The sequence below is a fragment of the Blautia faecis genome (genome assembly GCF_020554845.1).
In the GTDB taxonomy this organism is placed as follows: domain Bacteria; phylum Bacillota; class Clostridia; order Lachnospirales; family Lachnospiraceae; genus Blautia_A; species Blautia_A faecis.
In genome coordinates, this window is the sequence record NZ_JAJCIA010000018.1 from 41,400 (window position 1) to 65,539 (window position 24,140).

Here is a 24,140-nt window from a genome sequence, read left to right on the forward strand (position 1 = left end):
CTTGTCTTATTGTGTCTTTGGTTTGTAGATTAGTGTAGCAAAAAACTAAAAGTGTGTCAATCTAGTAAATTAATCTAAAAATACTTTGCTCGGAGCAGTATTTCTCATGGTTTTTGCCAATATTTCATCTGGCTCGATAATTACTTTGCAGGTATCTGCGCCATCGCGGCAGACAATTGCAAAACGCTTATGTTCCGGATTTCCGGAGGAAAAATCCTGTACTTTCAGCTTCTGGTTGCTGTTGTAATAGTCCATTCTATGTGAGTTAAGAGGTGCCATAATATCACATTCTGTGATGTTCAGGCTTTTTACTCTTTTTCTCTTGGACTTTGCCATGATCTTGTCAATGTCAAGTTCTCCGTTTACAAACAGGTACTCAAATTCCAGATCAGTGCCTGGAAAGATAAAAAGATAGGCACAGACTCCCAGCACAATTGCCGCGATCAGAAGCGGGGGCATGATAAACAGTCCTGCGAGTACCAGAAGCACGATCAGTGCAATGATACCGCCTTTTACCAGCCTGTCCTTTGCGGTCCGCTCTTTTTTTACAAGCAGCTCGGAATACAAATCGCTCATATTACAATTCTCCTTTGTTTTTTTTGCCAGCCGGCATGTTGTTTTAAGTATAACACACAAAAGTTTTCCTGTGAACATAGTTCCTGATAAAACGCGGAATATTGCCAGTACACAGTTACTGTTCACTCCGTTCACAGTAACGCGCTTCGCGATGCACAGAAATCATGCATTCGCATGATTTCGCGCCGCAATTCTCGGGTTTTCTGTGAACTTTGTTCACAAAAAACGCCTCGCGGAACGTTACCAGTGAACAGTACACAGTTACTGTAAAAAATGACTTTTATTGAATGCAAAAGGGCCAGCGTCTTTGACACCGACCCTTTTGAGTTCTGAATTATACCTTCAAAAATCCATTCATGGATTTTCCGTTCTGTTTTCCGCTGCCGGAAATTACATCATTCCCATACCCTGACCGCCAGCTGGCATTGCCGGAGTATCTTCTTTGATATTTGCAACAACAGACTCAGTTGTAAGCAGAGTAGAAGCAACACTTGTTGCGTTCTGAAGAGCACTTCTTGTAACCTTTGCAGGATCAAGGATTCCCTCGTCTACCATGTTTACATATTTCTCGTTCAGAGCATCAAAACCAACACCTGGCTCAGACTCTCTTACTTTGTTGATGATAACTGCACCTTCAAGACCTGCATTAGCAGCAATACGGAACAGCGGAGCTTCCAGTGCTTTCAGGATGATGTTTGCACCAGTCTTCTCATCTCCCTCAAGATCTGCCGCAAGTTTTGCAACCTCTTTGGAAGCGTGGATATATGCAGAACCGCCTCCTGCAATGATTCCTTCTTCAACAGCTGCTCTGGTAGCTGCAAGAGCATCTTCCATACGAAGTTTTGCTTCTTTCATCTCAGTCTCAGTAGCTGCACCAACACGAACCACTGCTACACCGCCTGCAAGTTTTGCAAGTCTTTCCTGAAGCTTCTCTCTGTCGAAATCAGATTTTGTCTCCTCAATCTGAGCACGGATCTGGGCAACACGATTGGCAATTGCTTCTTTATCTCCCATACCATCGACAATAACAGTATTCTCTTTTGCAACTTTAACGGATTTTGCACGTCCTAACTGAGCCATTGTAGCATCTTTCAGTTCAAGACCAACCTCATCAGAAATTACAGTACCACCTGTGAGGATTGCAATATCCTGAAGCATTTCTTTTCTTCTGTCACCATAGCCAGGAGCTTTTACAGCTACTACCTGGAAGGTTCCTCTTAATTTGTTTACGATCAGAGTGGTAAGAGCCTCACCCTCAACATCCTCAGCAATGATAAGAAGTTTTGCTCCAGCCTGTACGATCTGCTCCAGCAGCGGAAGAACTTCCTGAATGTTGGAGATTTTCTTGTCTGTGATCAGAATATATGGATCCTCAAGGTTTGCTTCCATCTTCTCCATATCAGTGGACATGTATGCGGAAATATATCCACGGTCAAACTGCATACCTTCTACAAGGTCAAGCTCTGTGTGCATGGTCTTGGACTCTTCTACAGTAATAACACCGTCGTTGGAAACTTTTTCCATTGCATTTGCAACAAGCTCTCCGACTTCTTTATCTCCGGCGGAAATAGATGCAACGTTTGCGATCTGTTTCTTTCCGCTTACTTTCTGGCTCATGTTCTTGATTGCTTCTACAGCAGTATCTGTAGCTTTCTTCATACCGCGTCTCATAACGATCGGGTTAGCACCTGCTGCCAGGTTCTTCATTCCTTCGTGAACCATTGCCTGAGCAAGTACAGTAGCAGTTGTAGTACCGTCACCAGCTACATCGTTTGTCTTGGATGCAACTTCCTTAATCAGCTGAGCACCCATGTTCTCGAAAGCATCCTCAAGCTCGATCTCTTTTGCGATTGTAACACCATCGTTTGTGATAAGCGGAGCACCGAACTGTTTATCAAGTACTACGTTTCTTCCTTTCGGTCCAAGTGTTACTCTTACGGTATCAGCAAGTTTATTTACACCAGCCTCTAATGCTGTTCTGGCTTCTGCGCCATATTTAATCTCTTTTGCCATAATGAATCATCCTCCTGATTTCAAGTTATTTATAAGGTTATGTCTTATTTCACAATTGCAAGAATATCGCTCTGTTTTACAATGATATACTCTTCACCGTCAAGCTTAACCTCTGTTCCTGAATATTTGGAATAGATAACCTTGTCGCCTACAGTAACTTCCATTTTCACTTCTTTGCCGTCAACAACTCCGCCAGGTCCTACTGCGATTACTTCTGCCTGCTGTGGTTTCTCCTGTGCCTGTCCTGGAAGAACGATACCGGATTTTGTTGTCTCTTCTGCTTCTAACTGTTTTAATACAACTCTGTCGCCTAATGGAACTAATTTCATGATCTATGTCCTCCTTTAGAATTGCTTTTCTTTTCCTTGCTAGCACTCATTATTGCCGAGTGCTAATCACTGTCCATTATATTATTGAATTATCGTTATTTGTGCAACTCTTTTCATAGTTGCATTTTTAAGTATATTCTTTTCTATTCTCTTTTATGCTCTTTTTTTCTCTTGTTTTCTCACTTTAAAAATTTTCTGAATTTTTTTCTATTTCGAAGCTTCTGAAGACTGCCTGGTAAAGTTTTTTTGTGAAATCATGAATTCCAACGAAGTTTCCTGTTATACACAAAAAAGAACTGCCCTCCAGAGCGTGTTTGAAAAAGCGTTCCTGCAATCTGCAACTTCACAATTTGCAGAAAGCCTTTTTCAAACACGTTCGAAGGAAAACAGTTCTTCTGTACACTTGTTTATTATTTATTGAATTCACTCAGGCCTTTTTATTTCTCTGGGCCTTAATCTCTTCCAATTCATCAAAGATCACTTCATTGAGAACCTTGATATAGGTTCCCTTCATACCGGATGACCGGGACTCAATAACGCCTGCGCTCTCGAACTTGCGGAGTGCATTTACGATTACTGATCTGGTAATACCTACTCTGTCTGCAATCTTGCTGGCAACAAGAATTCCCTCATCTCCGTCAAGCTCATCAAAAATGTGGATGATAGCTTCCAGTTCAGAGAAAGAAAGTGTGTTAAAAGCAGATTTTACAACCTGTTTCTTTCGGTCTTCCTCAGCATTCTCTTCATGTACAGCCCGCATCATCTCAAGACCTACAACTGTAGTGCCGTATTCACTGACAATAATATCCTCAATATCATATGGACGATCCTTGCGGTACATAAACACCGTTCCAAGACGTTCTCCTGCAATATCAATAGGATTGATGATTCCCTGATAGCTGCTGGAAACATGCTCAAAGCCAAGTGTCTGAAGATTCACGTTCTCTTTGGTAGATAATACCCCTAAAAAACGCTCATTCAGCAGAGGGTCAACATGACCGCCCACCTCATCAGCTATCAGCTCCTGGATTTCCTCAACTCCCGGGCAAAAGCTTACACCAAGCACCTTGCCTTTCTTGCTGAGAACCAGGATATTAGAACTTAAAGTATCCATCAGGACCTGGCAGATATCATTAAAAACCACCTTACTGGAACTGCTGTTATGGAGAAGTTTATTGATTTTTCTTGTTTTATCAAGTAACTGAACGCTCATTTTGTCCTCCCTTCGCTTTTGTTACATGAGAGCCTGTTTGAAAACCCACTCCCGCAATCTGTACGCTCCACTTTGCAGGAGATTTTGCAGAAAGCATTTTTCAGGCATGCTCTGACTTTACCTGTTATTCTAATACTACACGTTTTTCAAACTATTTACAAGCTATTTTTTACTATTTTTCAATTTTGTTTAGCTTTTCTGAAAATATCACGTTTTTGAAACTATTCATCAAACAATGGAAGTAATAGAGCTTTTATTTAAAAAATCCCCTGCAAAACATAATACATCTGCCTTGCAGGGGATCTTTCCCGAAAACTTCTTAATTTGTTACTGTTCGCGAGCTTCACAGCAACCTTAATTTTCTTTTTCATCCTTCGGCCTGGCTTCTACATAGCCGCAGGTTTCCTGGCTGCACACCAGTTTATTTCCTTTTTCCACCATGTAGCTTCCGCACACCGGACATTTCTTATCCGATGGCTTCTGCCATGACATAAAGTCACATTCCGGATTATCTTCACAACCATAATACTTACGGCCTTTCTTCGTCTTCTTAAGCACCACTTCCTTACCACACTTCGGGCAGGCTACACCAATCTTTTCATAATAAGGCTTGGTATTGCGGCATTCCGGAAATCCCGGGCATGCAAGGAAACGTCCGTGAGGACCATATTTAATCACCATATGACGACCGCAGTTATCACAGATCACATCGGTCTCTTCATCATGGATGTCTACTTTCTCCAGCTCTTCCTGGGCAGCATCCACATCATGTTTCAGATCCGGATAGAAGTTCCGGACTACTGTCTTCCACTGTACAGTACCATTCTCCACACAGTCCAGAAGTCCCTCCATGGTAGCCGTGAAATTCACGTCCACAATGCTTGGGAACGCCTGCTTCATAATACTGTTTACCACCTCGCCCAGCTCTGTCACATAAAGGTTACGCTGCTCCTTGGAAACATAGCGGCGGCTGATAATGGTGGTGATGGTCGGCGCATAAGTACTCGGACGGCCGATTCCAAGCTCCTCCATGGTCTTTACCAGGGAAGCCTCTGTATAATGTGCCGGCGGCTGGGTAAAATGCTGTTCCGGCTTTAACTCTTTCAGTTTCAGCTTCATGCCTTTACTCAGGCTTTGGCTTAACACATTTCCCTTCTTCATATCCTCTTCCTGCATATATACCGAAAGGAAGCCTTCAAATGCTACCTTGGAAGCGGACACAGTGAACGTATAGTCTCCACCAGCCACTTTTACAGAGGTAGTCTCATACTTCGCAGGAGCCATACGGCTGGCCGCAAAACGCTTCCAGATCAGCTGATACAAACGGAACTGATCTCGTGTAAGGGATTCTTTTATCTGTACAGGTGTACGGCTGATATCAGTTGGGCGGATAGCCTCATGAGCATCCTGGATCTTCTGTCCCTTCTTCACTGTCTTGGCTGTTTCTGACACATATTCTTCTCCATACTGGCTGCTGATGTAGCTTCTTGCTGCCGCATCTGCCTCGTCAGAAATACGTACAGAATCAGTACGAAGGTATGTGATCACACCTACAGTACCGTTGCCCTTGATATCAACACCCTCATAAAGCTGCTGTGCCAGACGCATAGTCTTCTGGGTGGAAAAATTCAGTGTTTTGGATGCCTCCTGCTGCAGGGTACTGGTAGTGAAAGGAAGCGGAGCATTCTTGATTCTCTCGCCTTTTTTCACCTCAGAGATCTCAAATTCTTCGTTCTCAAGAACCTTAAGAATCTCATCCATCTCAGCTTTATTGTGGATATCCATCTTCTTGTCTGTTCCGTAGAATTTAGCCTCCAGAGGCTTTTTCTCGCCATCCACAAGGAATTCACCATTCAGGCTCCAGTATTCTTCCGGGATAAAAGAATTAATCTCCTCCTCCCTGTCACAGATGATGCGAAGTGCAACAGACTGCACACGGCCGGCACTTAAGCCTCTCTTTACTTTCGCCCAGAGAAGCGGACTGATGGTATACCCCACCATACGGTCCAGCATTCTTCTCGCCTGCTGTGCATCTACAAGATTCATATTCAGACCGCGTGCATGCTTCAGGGAATCCTTTACAGCAGTCTTTGTGATCTCATTGAAAGTGATTCGGTGCATTTTATCCGGATCTTCTTTCAGAGCCTGCATCAAGTGCCAGGAAATTGCTTCTCCTTCACGGTCAGGGTCAGTGGCAAGATAAATCTTATCAGCTTTTTTGGCTGCCTTGCGAAGTTTGGCAAGCAATTCCCCCTTACCACGGATGGTTATATATTTCGGCTCGAAATCATTCTCCACATCTATTCCAAACTGACTCTTGGGAAAATCACGGACATGTCCGTTAGATGCCTCTACCTCATAATTTGCCCCAAGAAATTTCTTTATTGTCTTTACTTTTGCAGGTGACTCAACTATCACCAGATATTTAGCCATACTACCTCTCCTACTTTGTATTCAGTCTACATACACTACAAATTATCCCCCTGATATTCTGTAGTATTGTCTGCCTGTCTCTCCCACAAGCCCCATTAGCTGAAGTTCTGTCAGAAGAGCACAGACTTTTGATGCTGAAAAACCGGTTTTTCGTATTAAATTATCCAGATTTTCAGGTCGTAAATCGAGACCACTATACACCAAATCCAAATCCGGCGCAAGCCCCAACTTCTTTTTTTCCACATTTTGAGGTCTGTTTTTTGCCTCAATTCCCCATTCCATAAGCATGATTTCCGGGCTGTAAGCGATTCCTGCACCATCGAAAATCAGCTTGTTGCAGCCTCTGCTCAGTTCCTCTGTCACAGCTCCCGGAAGGGCATAAACACTGTGTCCATGTTCCAGGGCAAAGTTTGCAGTGATCAGGGAACCGCTCTGTTCCTTGGCTTCTACCACAAGAACAGCATCGGAAAGTCCGCTGATGATTCGGTTTCTTGCCGGAAAAGCCCAGTTCACAGGCGGAGAGCCCGGGGGAAGCTCGCTGATGATCCCGCCGCCTTTTTCCAGGATCCGCTGATAAAGCCATCTGTTGGAATTGGGATAACACACGTCCACTCCGCTTCCCAGCACTGCAAAAGTAGGAGTGTCCGTATCCAGTGCACCTTTATGCCCCTCTGCATCAATCCCTCTTGCCATTCCACTGATGATCTGCACACCGTAGCTTGCCATGGTCCTTGCATATTTAAATGCCTGACATCTGCCATAAGGACTGCACATGCGGGCACCTACCACTGCTGCAGCAGGCTTCTTCGGATCTGGCAGGTTTCCGATGTAGTACAGTTTTTTTGGCATTCCGGAAAGTTTTCTCAAACGATCTGGAAAATTGGAATCCTCTATAGTTAAACATTTGATTTTCTGCATTGCTTCCATACTAAAATACCTCCCTGCGTGCGGTTTTATGAATAAATTCATTCAGCTTCTGTACTTCTTATCAAATGCTTTGTAAGTAAGGGCTTCTGCAACATGTCTTGTGTGTATCAGTTCCTCTCCTTCCATATCCGCAATGGTGCGTGAAACCTTCAGAATCCGGTGATAGGATCTTGCACTGAGTTCCATAAGCTCAAAAGCATTTTTTGCCACCTGAAAGGCATTCTCTGTCAGCACACAGTATTTCCGGATCTGCTTCCCGGACAGTTCTCCGTTGAAACAGATTTTCTCATTCTGGTAGCGTTTCTGCTGTATTCTTCTGGCTTTTTCCACTCTTTTCCGGATAAGGGCAGAACTTTCTCCTGGTTTTTCTTCTGAGATCTGGGAAAAATTAACAGGCGGCACATCTGCACATAGATCGATCCGCTCCAGAAGGGGCTGGCTCAGCTTATGAAGATAATGACTCACCTCGCCAGGTGTGCACCTGCATTTATTCATATCCGGATAATAGCCGCAGGGACAGGGGTTCATGGCTGCTACCAGAATAAATCCCGCCGGAAACACATACGTTCCACTTGCCCTTGACAGCTGGATCTGCTTGTCCTCCAGGGGCTGCCGCAGCACTTCCAGGCTACCTCTTGCAAATTCCGGCATTTCATCCAGAAACAGAACGCCTCTGTGAGCCAGGGTCACTTCACCGGGACCCGGGATTCTTCCGCCTCCAGCCAGAGCTGCAGACGAACTGGTATGATGCGGACTTCGAAAGGGTCTTGCCTTAATTAATGGTCTCTTTGGACTTAAAAGTCCAGCAATGCTGTAGATTTTTGTAAGCTCCAGGCTTTCCTCAAAAGTAAGAGAGGGCATGATCGTAGGTATTCTTTTGGCAAGCATGGTCTTCCCAGTGCCCGGAGGGCCGATAAACAGGATGTTGTGAAATCCGCTGACTGCAATCTCAGCAGCTCTTCTGGCACTCTCCTGACCACAGATTTCCCCGAAATCCACCAGACTCTCTTCTACGTGATTCTCTTCTGAATTTTCCTCTGAAAACGGATTTTCTTTTCCAAATGCATTCGGATCTGAGACAAGCTTCAAAACTTCTTTTATATTTTGGACTCCGACCACTTTCATATCCTTCACCAAAGCTCCTTCTGCCAGATTTTCAAACGGAATGATACAATACCGGCATCCCAGTTCCCTTGCCCGGATCACTCTTGGCAGCACTCCGGATACACTCCTTACCTCCCCATTCAGACTGAGTTCGCCAACCACCATTACATTCCGAAGAAGCTGTGGTTCTATAAATCCCGATGCTGCCAGCACTGCTGCTGCCACAGGCAGGTCAAAACCAGCCCCTTCTTTTCGCAGATCAGCAGGTGCCAGATTCACAGTCACCTTCTTAGGCGGCAGACTGATCCCATTATTTTTTAACGCTGTGCGCACTCTGTCCTGTGCTTCTTTCACCTGGGTGCTGGGAAATCCAACCATAGTAAAACAAGGCAGACCGCTGCTTACATCAGCTTCCACCTGAACCGGGCAGACTTCCATTCCTGAAATCGCCGCTGATAAAACACTTGCAAACAATCTTATCCCTTTCTGCAGATACAGTCCTTCCCCATACCGAACCTGTTCTGCCATTTCAATGTATCTCTGGAATAAAAAAGAATAAAAGTTAAAAAGATATGATTAAAAGATATATAAAATTCATTATAGCCCATTTTGCTCTGAATTGCAATAGTGCATTTCGTTCTGATTTATACTTTCTGAAAGGATTCGGGGACAGACGGTTTTCGTTGTTCGTTACATTTGGTCCCTGCAGACTCTACAGAAGAAAAAGAGGTGAACCTATGAAATTTCAGAGAATTCAAGACCTTCGGACAGACGCTGATCTGTCCCAGAAGCAGATCAGTGATATCCTTCACATCAGCCAGCGTTCCTACTCCCACTACGAAACTGGCTCCAGGAACATTCCAATCGAAATGCTGATCCGCCTTGCAAATTATTATGAAACCAGCATTGACTATCTGGTTGGCCGTACTGATAATAAAAAAATGCCGTAATTGCAAAGGTACTGAACAGGTACAAAATGAGGGGGATGCGATTTCCCCCTCATTTTGTATACCATAAATAAAGTTATTACCATTCACTCGTAACATTCCGTAAAGTATTTTTCATATATCCGTTACTTTCCTTCACTTCGAAGCTTTCCTTCCGTATCTGCAATTTTCTGAATATTTGCGACTTCATATTCATTAAACACAGAAGTATCTGCATCAAAGGTCTCCGGCTCCACAGTTCCCTTATACCAGGATTTACTGTTAAAATAATCCGCAATTCTCTGTGTCACAAATTTCCTGCCATGTCGGGCGTAAATCTCATTTTTCGCCAGTTCCAGCTGGTCAGATGAATAGCCCGACAAATCCTCATCTGTAAGATATCGGCTGTTGCTGTCCGGGAATATATAATCCCGGGAAGAGAGATCCGTTTTATCTGTATTATCAGCCGGAGTCACTGAAGGTGCCTGTGTCACTGAAGCGGCTTTCTCCCTTGTAAGGACCCCATCTACCTTTGGTGTCACCCCGGCACCCTCTGCAGGGGAAGCTGTATTTAGGCGCAGATAAAGTCTGCCCTGATCAAAGGTCATATTTCCACGCACCTGGTTTCCCCAGGAATCTGTAAAGGAAAGCTTTGCTGCATTTCCAGCCACTTTTGCAGTGTCCGAAGCTTCCGAAACCTTAGTGCCGGCATTGTCACCAGCCTGAGAAAAAGTAAAAGTAACAGACTTCAGGGTAAGGTCGTCTATAGACAGTGTCACCAGTCCATCCTTACTGTACCAGGTTCCCATATAATCATTTGCCACGAACGCCGGTGCCCGGGTGATCACAGGAGTCGGTGTCACTGTGGCCGTAGGCTCCGGTGTGGGCGTGGCTGTAGCCGCTGGAGTCGGTGTCACTGTGGGCACCCTTTCCAAAGCCTCAATAGCAGCCTTCTTCTGCTGCTCCTTCTGAATCTTTTTCTTATGTTCGGCAAACAGAAGCCCCGCTGCTCCAATCATGATAAATATGGCGATCAAGGCAAACAGCGTTGCTTTTAGTACATCTTTGTTGTGCTTTTTCACAGGCAGTCACCTCCTGTTTATTCCTGTCCGTTCCAGCAATAAGTGCAAAGCTTGCACGGTTCAATATCAATTGACTTCTTCAGATCATCCAGACGATGATATTTCAGGGATGTAAAATTCAGTTCCTTGCGGATTTCTTCCAGCATTTCTTTGTAGTTTGTAGAATCCGGATTTGCATAATCCTGCAAAATCCTGTCTGATACATTGTCCCCTTCACGTTTCGCAATGATCCTTCTTGTGATCAGATCCATCTCTGACTTAGAGCGTGAGAAATTCAGGTACTTACATCCATATAAAAGCGGCGGGCAGGCAGGTCTGATATGAACCTCCTTAGCACCATTGTTATAGAGGAATTCTGTTGTCTCACGAAGCTGGGTACCTCTTACGATAGAGTCGTCAATCATAAGGAGGCTTTTATCTTTGATCAGTTTATGTACTGGGATCAGTTTCATTCTGGCGATAAGATTTCGCTGGCTCTGCTGAGTCGGCATAAAAGATCTTGGCCATGTGGGCGTATATTTAATAAACGGACGGGCAAACGGCACACCAGAGCGGTTAGCATAGCCGATGGCATGTGCAATACCGGAATCCGGTACTCCTGCAACCAGATCCGGATTCACTTCTCCGGCATCTCTTCCTGCCAGAATATCGCCGCATTTGTAACGCATTTCCTCTACATTTACCCCCTCATAAGTGGAGGTTGGATATCCATAATATACCCAGAGGAAAGAACAGATTCGCATCTTGTCTCCTGGCTTCTGCAGAACCTGGGCTCCCTCCGGGGTAATAAAATCAATCTCTCCAGGTCCCAGCTCTTTCAGGTCTTCATAGCCAAGATTAATGTAGGCATGACTTTCAAAAGAAGCACAGCATGCATCTTCCTTCTTGCCGATTACAAGAGGAGTTCTTCCATAACGGTCGCGTGCTGCGTAAATGCCCTCCCCTGTCATAAGAAGAAGGGTCATAGAGCCCTCGATCATCTCCTGTGCATAGCGGATTCCCTCAACAATACTGTCCTTCTGATTGATCAGCGCTGCCGTTACCTCTGTAGGATTCACACTGCCACCGCTCATCTCCAGAAAATGGGTATGCCCGTCTTTGAAGCATTTCTCTACCAAAGCTTCTATATTATTGATCTTGCCTACTGTTGTAATTGCAAAATTTCCCAGATGGGAACGCACCAGAAGAGGCTGCGGTTCATTGTCAGAAATACAGCCTATTCCAAGATTGCCTTCCATCTCTGCCACATCCTTGTCAAATTTGGTACGGAACGGTGAGTTCTCAATATTATGGATCACGCGGTTAAATCCACTGCTCCTGCTATAAACGGTCATTCCGCCCCTTCTTGTACCCAGATGGGAGTGATAATCAATTCCAAAAAAAAGATCCATTACACAATCAGACTTTGACGCAACACCAAAAATTCCACCCATTTTTCCTTAGTCTCCTTATTTTTTCTCCTTTATAACGCCTTTTCTGTAGGCATCCAAAAGCTGTTTCAGCTCCTGAATTCGTTCTTTCAGTGCCTTACCGTTATCCGTATCTCCCACAAGGGCACGCCTTGGATTATAGCGGACAGCCACACGGTTGGACACAATGTCCCTCTCTGTTTCCACTGCATCTTCCGCCGAAGTAAAAGGCTCATGGGCAGTCAGGCTCAGACCATAGGAACTGTAAACAAGAGTATATCCGGCAATACCGGTCACATTCCGGTATGCCTCACAAAAACCACCGTCAATTACGATCACCTTGCCATCACATTTCACCGGATTCTCTCCCTCCAGCTGATGAACAGGCACGTGACCATTGATAATATGCCCCTCATCCGGATCCAGCCCGAATTCTTCCAGCATACGATTTACTACCTCTTCTTTTTCCCAGAGGTGATAGTAGGCATTCTTTTTCTCTTTGTGTGTCTCTTTATCTGCGATAAAATAACGCTCGAAGGTAGTCATTTTATCTTTTCCATAAAGGGGAGAATTAGGCCCGGCCCAGATATACCACAGAATATCCTGGCTTGCTTTCTTCTCCTTCTCATCTACGGTAAAAAAAGCTTTTCTTACGTAGGCTTCCAGTTTATCATAAAGTGCCTTGCCTTTACAAGTCTCACCGTAAATCTCAACCTCTTTCAGAGTTCCATCTTCGTTCAGCGGAATACTTCCATGGAAAAGAAGGTTCCCGTTATAGGTCTTATAAAGGCCGCCTTTATCCAGAAGCAGCTGCATGTGGTTCTGAAGCTTCTCGCAGTTTCGAAATGCTGAGCTCAGGCGCTCCACTACTTCTTTTTCCCCATCTGTCAGCTCATAAGGATGTTCCCAGTCAATGGTTGGAAAATGGGTGTCCAGAAGATTATGCACACTTCCATCCGGCAGCTGCACAGTGCCCTTCTCCGGATCAATCCCCTCCAGAACGCATCGATTCTCCATATGAAAATCCGGATGTTCTTTCGCCAGTACCCCTTCCAGCTTAAACTGGATAATGGAAATGGCTTTGTGCATTTTCCTGCTCAGCTCTTTCTCAAGAGCATTGTAATTGGAAGGATTGCCATGTACTTCAAATACCTGGCAGGGATCATCCCCGTAAACCTCCATGGCAAAAGCAGCAAGAGGCATCATATTGATTCCATAACCATCCTCCAGAATATCCAGATTGCCGTAACGGATACTGTTACGGATCACTGTGGCCATACAGGCAGCCTGTCCTACAGCGGCGCCCATCCATACCACATCATGGTTTCCCCACTGAATATCCAGAGAATGATAATCCATCAGTCTGTCCATAATAAAATGAGGACCGGGACCTCTGTCATATATATCTCCAAGCACATGAAGGTGGTCTACAACCAGTCTCTGGATCAGTTCAGCAAGAGCGATAATGAAGTTCTCTGCCCTGCCGATATCTATAATGGTATCCACAATGGAATCGTAATAAGCCTCTTTATCCAGAACTTCTGCTTTCTCCGTGATCAGCTCTTCGATCACATATGCATAATCCGAAGGCAATGCCTTACGAACCTTGGATCTGGTATATTTGGAGGCAGTTGTCTTGCACACTTCAATAAGACGGTACAGGGTGATCTTGTACCAGTTCTGCATATCAGACTCTTTTTTCTTCACATAGGCAATTTTTTCCTTCGGGTAATACACGAGAGTTGCCAGGGAACGCTTGTCACTGTTGCTTAAGGTATGTCCAAATACATCATCTATCTTCTTTCGCACAGCTCCCGAACCGTTTCGAAGCACATGGGAAAAAGCTTCGTACTCTCCGTGGATATCGGAAAGAAAATGCTCGGTGCCTTTTGGAAGATTGAGAATGGACTGAAGGTTGATGATCTCTGTAGAAGCCTTCCCGATAGTGGGGTAGAGCTCCGCCAGACGTTGTAGGTAGCGCAGTTCTTCTGTTTTCATGGAACCTCCTAAATTCATATTACTCTTATTTAACCAGCGTTAGAAATCAAACAATGAAATCTGATTGGACTGTGGAATATCTCCAAATAATCCAAGTTTATCCATCAGATCAATTACGGTCTTGCTGACCTTGGTCCTGTCACGGAAATCATCCTTGGAAAGAAATCTTCCCTGTACAGCAGCATCCACTACAGCATCTGCCGCCTTATCTCCAAGACCTTCTATAGAATCAATGGACGGCATCAGTTTTCCTTCTATGATCTGGAAACGATGTGCCTTCGCCCGGTAAATATCAATGGGCATAAAATCATAACCTCTTGCATACATTTCCTGGACAATACGCATATCTTTCAGGGTATCCTGCTCTTTTTTGGATGCAGCGTCCCCTTTCTTGCGTATCTCTGCCATATAAAACTCCAGCTTTTCTTTTCCCATACACATCAGTTCATAGGAAAAAGCTGTGGCACGGATACTGAAATATGCACCGTAATAAGCCAGCGGCTGGAATACCTTGAACCAGGCGATTCTGTATGCCATCATAACGTAAGCTGCCGCATGGGCTTTCGGGAACATGTATTTGATTTTTTTGCAGGACCAGATGTACCAGTCCGGAACGCCGTGTTCTTTCATAGTGGTGATCCACTCATCCCGGAGACCTTTTCCTTTACGGACGCTCTCCATAATAGTAAAGGCAAGACCACTTTCCACACCCTGACCGATCAGGTAGATCATAATATCATCTCGGGTACAGATTGCCGTGGAAATAGTAGCTTTTCCCTCTTCGATCAGTGTCTGCGCATTTCCCAGCCATACATCCGTACCGTGGGAAAGTCCGGCAATACGGACCAGATCAGAAAAATATTTCGGCTTGGTATCCACAAGCATCTGCATGGCGAAATCAGTACCAAATTCTGGAATTCCCAGACAGCCAAGCTTGCAGCCGCCGATATCCTTCGGATCAATTCCAAGAGCTTCTGTACTGGCAAAAAGTGACATAACCGCCTTGTCATCAAGAGGAACCTCTCTTGCATTCAGGTCTGTCATATCCTCAAGGGTACGGATCATGGTGGGATCATCGTGTCCCAGAATATCCAGCTTCAGCAGGTTTCCATCAATGGAATGGTAGTCAAAATGGGTGGTGATAAATCCACTGCTGGAATCGTTCGCCGGGTACTGGACCGGGGTAAATTTCTCTATTTCCTCTCCCATTGGGAGTACAATAATTCCGCCAGGATGCTGTCCGGTGCTTCGCCGGATACCGGTACACCCCTGTACAATACGGTTGATCTCGCAGGAACGCTTGTGCTGTCCCCGCTCTTCAAAATAGTTCTTTACATATCCGAATGCGGTTTTATCCGCAAGGGTACCGATGGTTCCCGCCTTGAAGGTCTGACCTTTTCCGAATATAACCTCTGTATAATGATGGGCATTGGACTGATACTCTCCTGAGAAGTTCAGGTCAATATCAGGCTCCTTATCTCCTTTGAATCCAAGGAAGGTCTCAAAGGGAATGTCAAAGCCCTGTTTGGTCATCCTGGTGCCGCACTTTGGACAGATCCTGTCTGGCATATCGCATCCCGCCATACCGGAAAAAGCCTTGATCTCCGGAGAATCAAAGTCACTGTACTTACACTCCGGATTTGGGCACAGATAATGGGGTGGCAGAGGATTTACCTCTGTAATACCAGACATGGTAGCCGCCAGGGAAGAACCTACAGACCCTCGGGAGCCCACCAGATAACCATCTGCATTGGACTTCCACACCAGCTTCTGGGCAATAATATACATCACCGCATATCCATTGGAAATAATGGAATTCAGCTCTTTGTCCAGACGGTCTTCTACGATCTTGGGAAGCACTTCACCATACATTTCATGGGCTTTCTGGAAACACATATCCTTTAAGTCCTGGTCAGAATTCTCAATAACCGGCGGATATTTATCCGGATGGATCGGTGACATTTTCTCTATCATATCCGCAATCTTCACTGTATTTGTAATTACCACTTCCTCTGCCTTCTCGCTTCCCAGATAGGAAAACTCCTCCAGCATTTCCTCAGTAGTGCGAAGATAAAGAGGTGCCTGATTGTCGGCATCCTTGAAGCCGCTTCCAGCCATGATAATACGACGGTAGATTTCATCCTGGGGATCCATAAAGTGAACGTCACAGGTAGCAACAACCGGCTTGTTAAACTGTTCACCAAGCTTTACAATTTTTTTGTTGATCTCAATCAGATCCTCTTTCGAATGAATCGTATCATTCTTTTCATCCTCCACCATGAACATATTGTTCCCAAGGGGCTGGATTTCCAGATAATCATAAAAGCTTACCAGCCTTGCGATTTCCTGCTCCGGTGCATTGCGCAAAAGAGCCTGGTAAAGCTCACCAGCCTCGCAGGCACTTCCAATAAGAAGTCCCTCCCGATGTGCCTCAAACAGGCTCTTTGGCACACGGGGTCTGTGGTTAAAGTACTTGATATGGGACTGGCTTACCAGCTTGTACAGATTGATACGGCCGGTCTCATTCCGCATGAAAATAACGGCATGGTAAGTGGGCAGTTTCTTAATGGTGTCCGGGGAAACTTTTCCCTGCTCATTCAGCTTGTCTACATCCGTAATATCTCTTTCCCTGCACATTCCCACGAATTTCTCGAAAATACGGGCCGTACACTCTGCATCATCAACCGCACGATGGTGATGATCCAGGGAAACGCCAACTGCCTTGGCAACGGTATCCAACTTAAAACGGTTCAGCGCAGGCAGCAGGAATCGTGCCATACCTACCGTATCCACATAGGTGAAATCATTTGGAATTCCCATGCGGTTACAATTCTCTATAATAAAACTCATATCGAAATCTGCGTTGTGGGCTACCATTGTAGCTCCTTCACAAAATTTCAGGAATTCCGGTAAAATTTCTTCAATTGGATGGGCATCCATAACCATGCTGTCATTAATACTGGTCAGCTGCTCAATTCGAAATGGAATTGGAACCTGAGGATTGACAAATGTGGAAAAACGATCTGTGATCTTTCCATTTTCCACCAATACAGCACCAATTTCAATGATCTTACAGGTAAGGGGGGAAAATCCTGTGGTCTCAATGTCGAAAACCACGAATCTGCCGTCCAGGGACTGTTTTTTCGGGTTGGTGACCATACCCTTTAAGTCGTCTACCAGATAGGCCTCCATACCGTAAAGCACCTTAAAATCAGAATCCTTTGGCACGCAGCCTCCCCACGCATCAAAGCAATGGTTTGCCTCCGGGAAAGCCTGCACCACACCATGATCTGTGATGGCAATGGCAGGATGCCCCCACTCGTAGGCACGTTTTACCAGCGCTTTTGCCTCGGTTACACCATCCATATCGCTCATTTTCGTATGACAGTGAAGTTCCACACGCTTCTGAGGGCTGGTGTCCACTCTGTAACTGCGGAAATCGGAGATTTTCTTAATTCCGGAGATGGAGCCTATGGTAAGCTCACCATCGAAACGGTCAATAGAAGTAACGCCTTTGATTTTCAGGAAGGCACCTTTTTTCACATGCTCTTTGATCTCCGGCACCTGCTCGTTGCGCAGGAACATTTTTACTGTGATGGAGTCTGTGAAATCCGTAACCGGGAAAATCAGTATGGTCTTCTCATTTCGGATTTCTCTCGCTTCCACATCCATAACCTGGCAGCGGATGATAACCTCTCCCATTTCCTGCACAATATTTTCCAATGGAATAGGCTCGTCCTCGAAATCCCTTCCATAAATAACGTCCGGATTTGGATCCTTGCGGAAGCCACCACGGAAATCGCCCCATTTGCCTTTCTTTTCGAATGGCTTTTTCTCGAAAGGCTTCTTTTCACTGGCTGCCTCTGCTTTCTTCTCCGACCTGGCAGCGGATGTCTTGCCGGCTGCGGCCTCTTTTCCTGTTTTTTCCTCAGCTGCAGGAGCTGGTGCTGCGCTCTCTTCTTCTGTGGAAAGTCTGGCATGCTTCAGCACATTAGCTACTTCCTGACGGATCTGGATAGCTGCATTTTTGCGGTACCTGCTCTCCTCCGTCTGCACATAATCCAGAGAAACTTTCAGGTCCATTCCGCAACGCTCGCAGAATACTTTGTGAAGATATTCAATAAGTATCTCACTTTTCTGTCTGGAAATCACAGAATCCGGAAGTGCCATATTCAGGCAGTCATCTTCTGGAAATGTGATCTGTGCCTGCTTGAACAGATTGTATTCCAGCATGTTGTAATTGCGAAGCTCCAGTTCCATGCTGGAGCGGTAGGTATCCAGGAAATTCTTTGGCGTGTACTGTCTGGACAGATGGAACTTCTCGATTACCTTCACACTCACTTCAAGACCAGGAAAGCACTGTCTCTGAATCTGCTCTTCCAGGCTGAAAATATGCTTTTTATGGATCCAGCGGTCGCTTTTCAAGTAAACCCGGACACAAGTTTTGGCAGAGTTGCAGGCAACCTTGGTGACGATCACCTCTTCCAGAAGTTCACTTAATTCCTGTTTTAATTTTAAGTTTGGAAATACGTCAAAAAATTCTTTTTCCATTTATAGAATATACACCTTCTGTCATTTCTGTGTCTTATTGCTATCCCAGTTCATCAATTCTTCTCTCAAGGTATCCAGCAGCTGGTCTTCCGGCACTTTCTTCACAATCTCACCGCCTTTGATCAGAAGACCTACACCTACGCCGCCTGCAATTCCGATATCGGCTTCTTTTGCTTCTCCCGGGCCATTTACCACACAGCCCATAACAGCTACTTTAATGTCAAGAGGGATATCCTGCACCATAGTTTCTACTTTATTTGCAAGACCGATCAGATCGATCTGGGTGCGCCCGCAGGTTGGACAGGATACTACTTCCACGCCGCCTTTGCGAAGTCCAAGGGTTTTTAGGATACGTCTGGCAGATTTTATCTCTTCCAGAGGGGCACCAGTCAGGGAGACGCGGATCGTGTCACCGATTCCCTGGTATAAAATAATACCAAGCCCTATGGCAGATTTGATATTTCCAGAATAAAGGGTTCCTGCCTCTGTAATTCCCACATGGAGAGGATAACTGGTCTGTTCCGCAATCAGTTCGTGAGCCCTGGCGCACATCATAACATTAGAAGATTTGATGCTGATCACCAGATTGTCGTAGCCAAGCTCTTCAATAATGTGCACCTTGTCAAGGGCGCTTTCTACCAGACCTTCTGCGGTAACACCGTGATATTTCTCCACCAGTTCTTTCTCAAGAGAACCGCTGTTTACCCCAACACGGATGGGAATATTCCGCTCCTTCGCCACATCTACAACTGCCTTGATACGCTCTGTGCTTCCAATATTTCCGGGATTGATACGGATCTTGTCGGCACCGTTCTCCATGGCCGCAATCGCAAGACGATAATCAAAATGAATATCTGCTACCAGCGGAATGTGAATTTGTTTTTTGATCTCTTTCAGAGCCTTTGCCGCTTCCATGGTCGGCACTGCACAGCGGATAATGTCGCAGCCAGCAGCCTCCAGGGCAAGGATCTGCTCTACGGTTGCCTGCACATCCTCTGTTTTTGTATTGGTCATAGACTGGATCAGGATGGGATTTCCGCCTCCAATCTTCTTATTTCCTATCTGAATTACTTTGGTATGGTCTCTGTACATACGAAATTCCTCCATATATTATGAACATGGTATTCTTTGATTACTGTTCACTGATAGCATTCCGCGAGGTGTTTTTTGTGACCAAAGGTCACAAAAAAACCCGAGACTTGCGGCGCGAAATCATGCGAAAGCATGATTTCTGTGCATCGCGAAGCGTGTTGCTGTGAACGGAGTGAACAGTAACATTCTTTGCGGTTCACTTTTACACCGCAGGCGCTTATCAAACGTTTCTATGCAAAAAGGCACAAAAGGGATGTCTCTGACACCCCTGCTGTACAGTTATTTCCACAGCATTCTGCGTGATTTCGCACCGCAATTCTCGGGTTTTTCATGAACTTTGTTCACAAAAAACACCTCGCGGAACGTTACCAGTAAACAGTAACCCTGTTTTCTTTGCAATTTAATGCTGGATTTCCAACAATTTATTCTTCAAGTCTTCTTCCATCTTGCGCATTTCCAGTTCTGCCTGGGCTCTCTTGGCGCGGCCCTCTTTCTGAATATTCATGACATCATCCAAAGTAGCGATCAGCTCCTGATTGGTCTGCTTCAGAGTCTCAATATCCACGATTCCGCGCTCAGATTCCCTGGCAGTCTCTGTGGATGCAAGGTGAAGTGCCTCCGCATTTTTCTTCAAAAGCTCATTTGTCAGGTCTGTTACCTGGCGCTGGGCCTGGGCTGCTTCTGTGGAATGGGCGATTCCAAGTGCCAGTACCATCTGGCTCTTCCAAAGTGGAATGGTATTTACAATGGTTGTCTGGATTTTTTCTACCATAAGGGTGTCATTGTTCTGCACCAGACGAATCTGCGGTGCTGTCTGCAGGGAAATGGTTCTGGTCAGTTCCAGATCATGCAGCTTCTTCTCGAAACGATTGCACTTGCTGTCCAGATCCTTGGCTTCCTGCGCATCCTCCGGAAGTCCGCTGACTGCTGCTTTTGCCTCCAGATCTTTTAATTTTCCCTCCCGTACTTCCTGCAGCTTCTGTTTTCCTGCAAGGATGTACATGGTCAGTTCTTTATAATAGTTCAGGTTCTGAGCATACATTTTTTCCAGAACTGCGGAATCCTTCATGAGACGCATCTGGTGATCCTGAAGGGAGGTAGTGATCTTCTGCACATTTACCTCAGCCTTGGCGTAGCGGTTCTTCATATTTTCAATCTTGCTGCCCTGTTTCTTGAAAAAGCCAAGAAAGCCTTTCTCCTCCTCAGCAGCATCAAAATCGCGAAGCTCGCCTACCACCTGGGTGATCAGCTCTCCAACCTCACCCAGATCCTGTGTCCGTACATTTTCAAGAGCTGCATCGGAAAAATCAGCCATTTTCTTCTGGGTTCCGGCACCGTACTGGAGGATCTGGTTAGTATTCTCAATGTCAATTTTCTTAGCAAAGCTGTCTACCATCTGCTGTTCTTCCGGGGAGAGAACGGTCTGTTCCATTTCCTTTTTCACAGCTTCGGCTTCCGGCTCTGCTGCAATCTCTGCCTTTGACTCTCCCAAATCCGGTTCTAATGTAAGTGTAGGTGCGTTATCTTCAAAACCTGTAAATTCGTTTCCCATAGCATCCTCCTTGTGTATAGGTCTGCCCATATTTATCAGCAGCCTTCAGTTTGGCATTTTCGTTATTTTTATAACACGCTCTAACCCCGCTGCAAATCTTATCTTTTCATATACTTAACATTCCGCACACTGCTAGAGCCTGTTTTTTTCAGCCTCTTTTCTCATACGGGTAAGCTCGTCCTCAGTCAGCCCTTCCTGTGCCAAAACTGTATTCAGAACAGAAATATCACTGGATACATCCATAGCCGTGTCTTCAAATATGGAATCCAGAAGCTTCTCAAAAGCCACATTCAACGTATCAATAGTCTCTTCGATTTCTTTCTTGGAAGAAGTAATATTCTCTCCCTGAACCGGCTGGCTGTCCATTTCTTCATATGCATTCAAAAGCTTCACAGTCATAGGAAGATAATAATCCATAAGGCGGTTCAAATCCGGAATAATCTCCGGATGAGCCTTGGCGCGTTCAAAAATCTTCGCTATGATCAGCTCCATACGGGAGATTTTTCTGGAAATCTCTTCTCCTGGAATGGCATCATTGCTGCGGTGGATTTTATCAAGAAAGTCATTTCCCTTATCCAGAACCTGCCGGACTTCCGGGGAAAGTCTGATTCTTTCCGCAGCATCCCGTTCTGCTTCCACACACGCCCGGGCATCTGCCTGTTCATGCTGGTTAAATTTCTGCCTTTCTTTTTCCTCTGCCTGCTGACGAAGCGCTGCCTCCTGGCGTGCACGCTCTTCATCCTGCTGATGATTTCTTTCTTCCAGCCGCTTCTGAGTGCTTACATATTGGTCGTAAGTCTCATTACTTGTAATCAGGCAGGTTTCCTGTTTATCAACATGTCCCTGAAGGAACCAGCCTTTGCTTATCATACGTTTGATATCTTTTTTTACAAATTTCACCGGCTTGCCGACTGCCTGTGCCAGCTGCTGGAAATTGCAGTAGGTGTGAGTGCCAAGAGCCTTGATATACTTGTTTCGGCGGCTTAAACTGGTAAGACTGCTGCAGCCCTGGCCGAGAAGAATACCTCCGCCGACCGTAAATGCCGCCAGAACAGCCGAAATTCCAAGCATTACACTGCTGCTAAAGCCAGCTCCAATTCCCCCAACTACCATTGCAGCAATTCCAAATGTTCCAGTAAGAATCCCACCAAACACTGTCTTCAGAATTCCCCCGACCTTGATTCCATTCGTCGGTAAATACAATGCCAGATCCGAATTCTGGTGATTGGTATCCTGCCTGCCTGTACCATTTCTCTGGAAATTTCCATTACGCGAATCATTCCCTTTCGCATCGGCATATCCTTGATAACCAGTTCCATGATCCTCCCCGGTACTCCGGTTTTTCTTTCCATCCTTCTGAAAATCCCAGGACCGATTCTCTCTGTAATCATAAGAACTGCCGCTGCGGTAATTGGTATATTTCCCACTGCCCACAGTATTATTAAGCGCATCCCGAAGGGCATCACTCCCATTATCAATAGCCTTATTCAGCGCCTGATTAATACTCTGGCTCAGTTTCTGGTAATTTTTTTCATTTACTGCACTGTCAATGATGCTCTGGATCTTATCTCCAAGTTCATCAAATTCGTTATATCCCATCTTTTCCTCCGGATATTTTATTTCACAACGCTTGTTTTATCATTATACAAAAATCCCCCTCAAAAAACAAGACACCATAAAATATAAACACATTATACTTTTTGTAACCTTTTTCACAGGAAAATCACTTAAAAAAACTGCTTTTCCCATTGAATTTCACACGTAAAAGTTTTACAATAGTAAAAACATTGGGGATTCACAATAAGAATCTCCCCCCAAAAACCACGCTAGGAGGAAATTGTTATGGAAAAAAAGAACATTGACTGGGGCAACCTGGGCTTTGGTTATGTAAAAACAGACTACCGTTATGTATCCAATTATAAAGACGGCAAGTGGGATGAGGGAGGCCTTACCACAGATGATATGGTTACCATCAGTGAGTGTGCAGGTGTCCTTCAGTATGCACAGACTGTTTTTGAGGGTATGAAAGCATATACTACAGAAGACGGACATATCGTTACTTTCCGTCCTGACCTGAACGGTGAGCGTATGGAGCATTCCGCCGCAAGACTGGAAATGCCTGTATTCCCGAAAGACCGTTTTGTTGACGCAGTTGTTCAGACAATTAAAGCAAATGCAGCATATGTTCCGCCATATGGTTCTGGTGCTACTTTATATGTACGTCCGTACATGTTCGGAAGCGACGCTGTTATCGGTGTAAAACCTGCCAGCGAGTATCAGTTCCGTGTATTCACCACACCTGTCGGACCATACTTCAAAGGCGGCGCTAAGCCAATCACAATCCGTGTCAGCGACTTTGACCGTGCTGCACCAAATGGTACCGGTCATATCAAAGCTGGTCTTAACTACGCAATGAGCCTTCATGCGATTGTTGACGCTCATAAGAACGGATTCGATGAGAACATGTATCTTGATTCCAAGACTCGTACCAAGGTTGAGGAGACAGGCGGAGCAAACTTCTTATTCGTAACAAAAGACGGCAAGGTTGTTACTCCGAAGTCTGACAGTATCCTTCCATCCATCACACGTCGTTCTCTGATCTACGTTGCGAAAGAGTACCTTGGACTTGAGGCTGAGGAAAGAGAAGTATACTTCGACGAAGTGAAGGATTTCGCAGAGTGCGGTCTTTGCGGTACTGCTGCTGTTATCTCTCCTGTTGGAAAGATCGTGGACCACGGCAAAGAGATTTGCTTCCCAAGCGGCATGAACGAGATGGGACCGATCACCAAGAAGCTGTATGAGACCCTTACCGGAATCCAGATGGGACGCATCCAGGCTCCAGAGGGATGGCTGAAGGTTATTGAGTAATTTCTTAAGCTTCCCATTTTTCGTATTTTTTCAAACACACTCTACACAGCATATAACAAAAATCAGT

General features: G+C 45.3%; 17 protein-coding genes. 2 read left to right on the forward strand and 15 right to left on the reverse strand.

The window, feature by feature from the left end; translation table 11 throughout:
* Positions 1-69: 69 nt before the first annotated feature.
* The 8 genes from LIZ66_RS10440 to LIZ66_RS10470 form a co-directional block, all read right to left on the reverse strand.
* Entirely contained in the window at positions 70-576 is a 507-nt protein-coding gene (locus LIZ66_RS10440; RefSeq protein ID WP_195983262.1) for a DUF6106 family protein, read from the reverse strand.
* 390 nt (positions 577-966) lie between these two features.
* Complete coding sequence (groL, locus tag LIZ66_RS10445) at positions 967-2,589, reverse strand: chaperonin GroEL (protein ID WP_195477787.1); 1,623 nt, start codon at positions 2,587-2,589, stop codon at positions 967-969.
* Between the two features lie 44 nt (positions 2,590-2,633).
* On the reverse strand, positions 2,634-2,918 hold the full coding sequence (groES, locus tag LIZ66_RS10450; protein WP_118579169.1) for a co-chaperone GroES: 285 nt from the start codon (positions 2,916-2,918) through the stop codon (positions 2,634-2,636).
* A 427-nt stretch (positions 2,919-3,345) separates the two neighbouring features.
* The gene (gene codY, locus LIZ66_RS10455) at positions 3,346-4,131 is read right to left on the reverse strand and encodes a GTP-sensing pleiotropic transcriptional regulator CodY (protein WP_118579172.1); all 786 of its coding nucleotides are present in this window, start codon (positions 4,129-4,131) and stop codon (positions 3,346-3,348) included.
* Positions 4,112-4,228, reverse strand: coding sequence for a DUF6783 domain-containing protein (locus LIZ66_RS19980; protein WP_368361412.1), 117 nt, complete (start codon positions 4,226-4,228; stop codon positions 4,112-4,114). The genes codY and LIZ66_RS19980 overlap by 20 nt, the downstream gene beginning before the upstream one ends.
* A 257-nt stretch (positions 4,229-4,485) precedes the next feature.
* Positions 4,486-6,564, reverse strand: a complete 2,079-nt coding sequence (topA, locus tag LIZ66_RS10460) for a type I DNA topoisomerase (RefSeq protein WP_195983261.1) — start codon at positions 6,562-6,564, stop codon at positions 4,486-4,488.
* Between the two features lie 42 nt (positions 6,565-6,606).
* Positions 6,607-7,491: a DNA-processing protein DprA gene (dprA, locus tag LIZ66_RS10465; RefSeq protein ID WP_118579174.1), complete on the reverse strand. Its 885-nt coding sequence runs from the start codon at positions 7,489-7,491 to the stop codon at positions 6,607-6,609.
* Between the two features lie 42 nt (positions 7,492-7,533).
* Positions 7,534-9,123 (reverse strand): YifB family Mg chelatase-like AAA ATPase, encoded by a 1,590-nt coding sequence (locus LIZ66_RS10470; RefSeq protein WP_227200791.1) that lies wholly within the window; start codon positions 9,121-9,123, stop codon positions 7,534-7,536.
* 209 nt (positions 9,124-9,332) lie between these two features.
* Between LIZ66_RS10470 and LIZ66_RS10475 the strand changes: the two genes are divergently transcribed.
* The gene (locus LIZ66_RS10475; protein WP_118579180.1) at positions 9,333-9,545 is read left to right on the forward strand and encodes a helix-turn-helix domain-containing protein; all 213 of its coding nucleotides are present in this window, start codon (positions 9,333-9,335) and stop codon (positions 9,543-9,545) included.
* Between the two features lie 122 nt (positions 9,546-9,667).
* On the opposite strand, the gene LIZ66_RS10480 is transcribed toward LIZ66_RS10475, so the two are convergent.
* The 7 genes from LIZ66_RS10480 to LIZ66_RS10510 all read right to left on the reverse strand — a co-directional run bounded on the left by LIZ66_RS10480 (position 9,668) and on the right by LIZ66_RS10510 (position 22,804).
* Positions 9,668-10,603, reverse strand: coding sequence for a YARHG domain-containing protein (locus tag LIZ66_RS10480; RefSeq protein ID WP_226837704.1), 936 nt, complete (start codon positions 10,601-10,603; stop codon positions 9,668-9,670).
* A 17-nt stretch (positions 10,604-10,620) separates the two neighbouring features.
* On the reverse strand, positions 10,621-12,036 hold the full coding sequence (locus LIZ66_RS10485; protein WP_148462780.1) for an amidophosphoribosyltransferase: 1,416 nt from the start codon (positions 12,034-12,036) through the stop codon (positions 10,621-10,623).
* A gap of 15 nt (positions 12,037-12,051) precedes the next feature.
* Positions 12,052-14,010, reverse strand: coding sequence for a fructose-1,6-bisphosphatase (locus LIZ66_RS10490; protein WP_173718259.1), 1,959 nt, complete (start codon positions 14,008-14,010; stop codon positions 12,052-12,054).
* A 39-nt stretch (positions 14,011-14,049) separates the two neighbouring features.
* Positions 14,050-18,561, reverse strand: a complete 4,512-nt coding sequence (locus LIZ66_RS10495; RefSeq protein WP_148462782.1) for a PolC-type DNA polymerase III — start codon at positions 18,559-18,561, stop codon at positions 14,050-14,052.
* Positions 18,562-18,582: 21 nt separating this feature from the next.
* Positions 18,583-19,653: a flavodoxin-dependent (E)-4-hydroxy-3-methylbut-2-enyl-diphosphate synthase gene (ispG, locus tag LIZ66_RS10500; RefSeq protein WP_148462783.1), complete on the reverse strand. Its 1,071-nt coding sequence runs from the start codon at positions 19,651-19,653 to the stop codon at positions 18,583-18,585.
* A 400-nt stretch (positions 19,654-20,053) separates the two neighbouring features.
* Positions 20,054-21,205: a toxic anion resistance protein gene (locus tag LIZ66_RS10505; RefSeq protein WP_173718258.1), complete on the reverse strand. Its 1,152-nt coding sequence runs from the start codon at positions 21,203-21,205 to the stop codon at positions 20,054-20,056.
* A gap of 132 nt (positions 21,206-21,337) precedes the next feature.
* Positions 21,338-22,804, reverse strand: coding sequence for a 5-bromo-4-chloroindolyl phosphate hydrolysis family protein (locus LIZ66_RS10510; RefSeq protein ID WP_227200792.1), 1,467 nt, complete (start codon positions 22,802-22,804; stop codon positions 21,338-21,340).
* A gap of 243 nt (positions 22,805-23,047) precedes the next feature.
* On the opposite strand from LIZ66_RS10510, the gene LIZ66_RS10515 reads away from it, so the two are divergent.
* Complete coding sequence (locus LIZ66_RS10515; protein WP_148462786.1) at positions 23,048-24,073, forward strand: branched-chain amino acid aminotransferase; 1,026 nt, start codon at positions 23,048-23,050, stop codon at positions 24,071-24,073.
* Positions 24,074-24,140 lie beyond the last annotated feature (67 nt).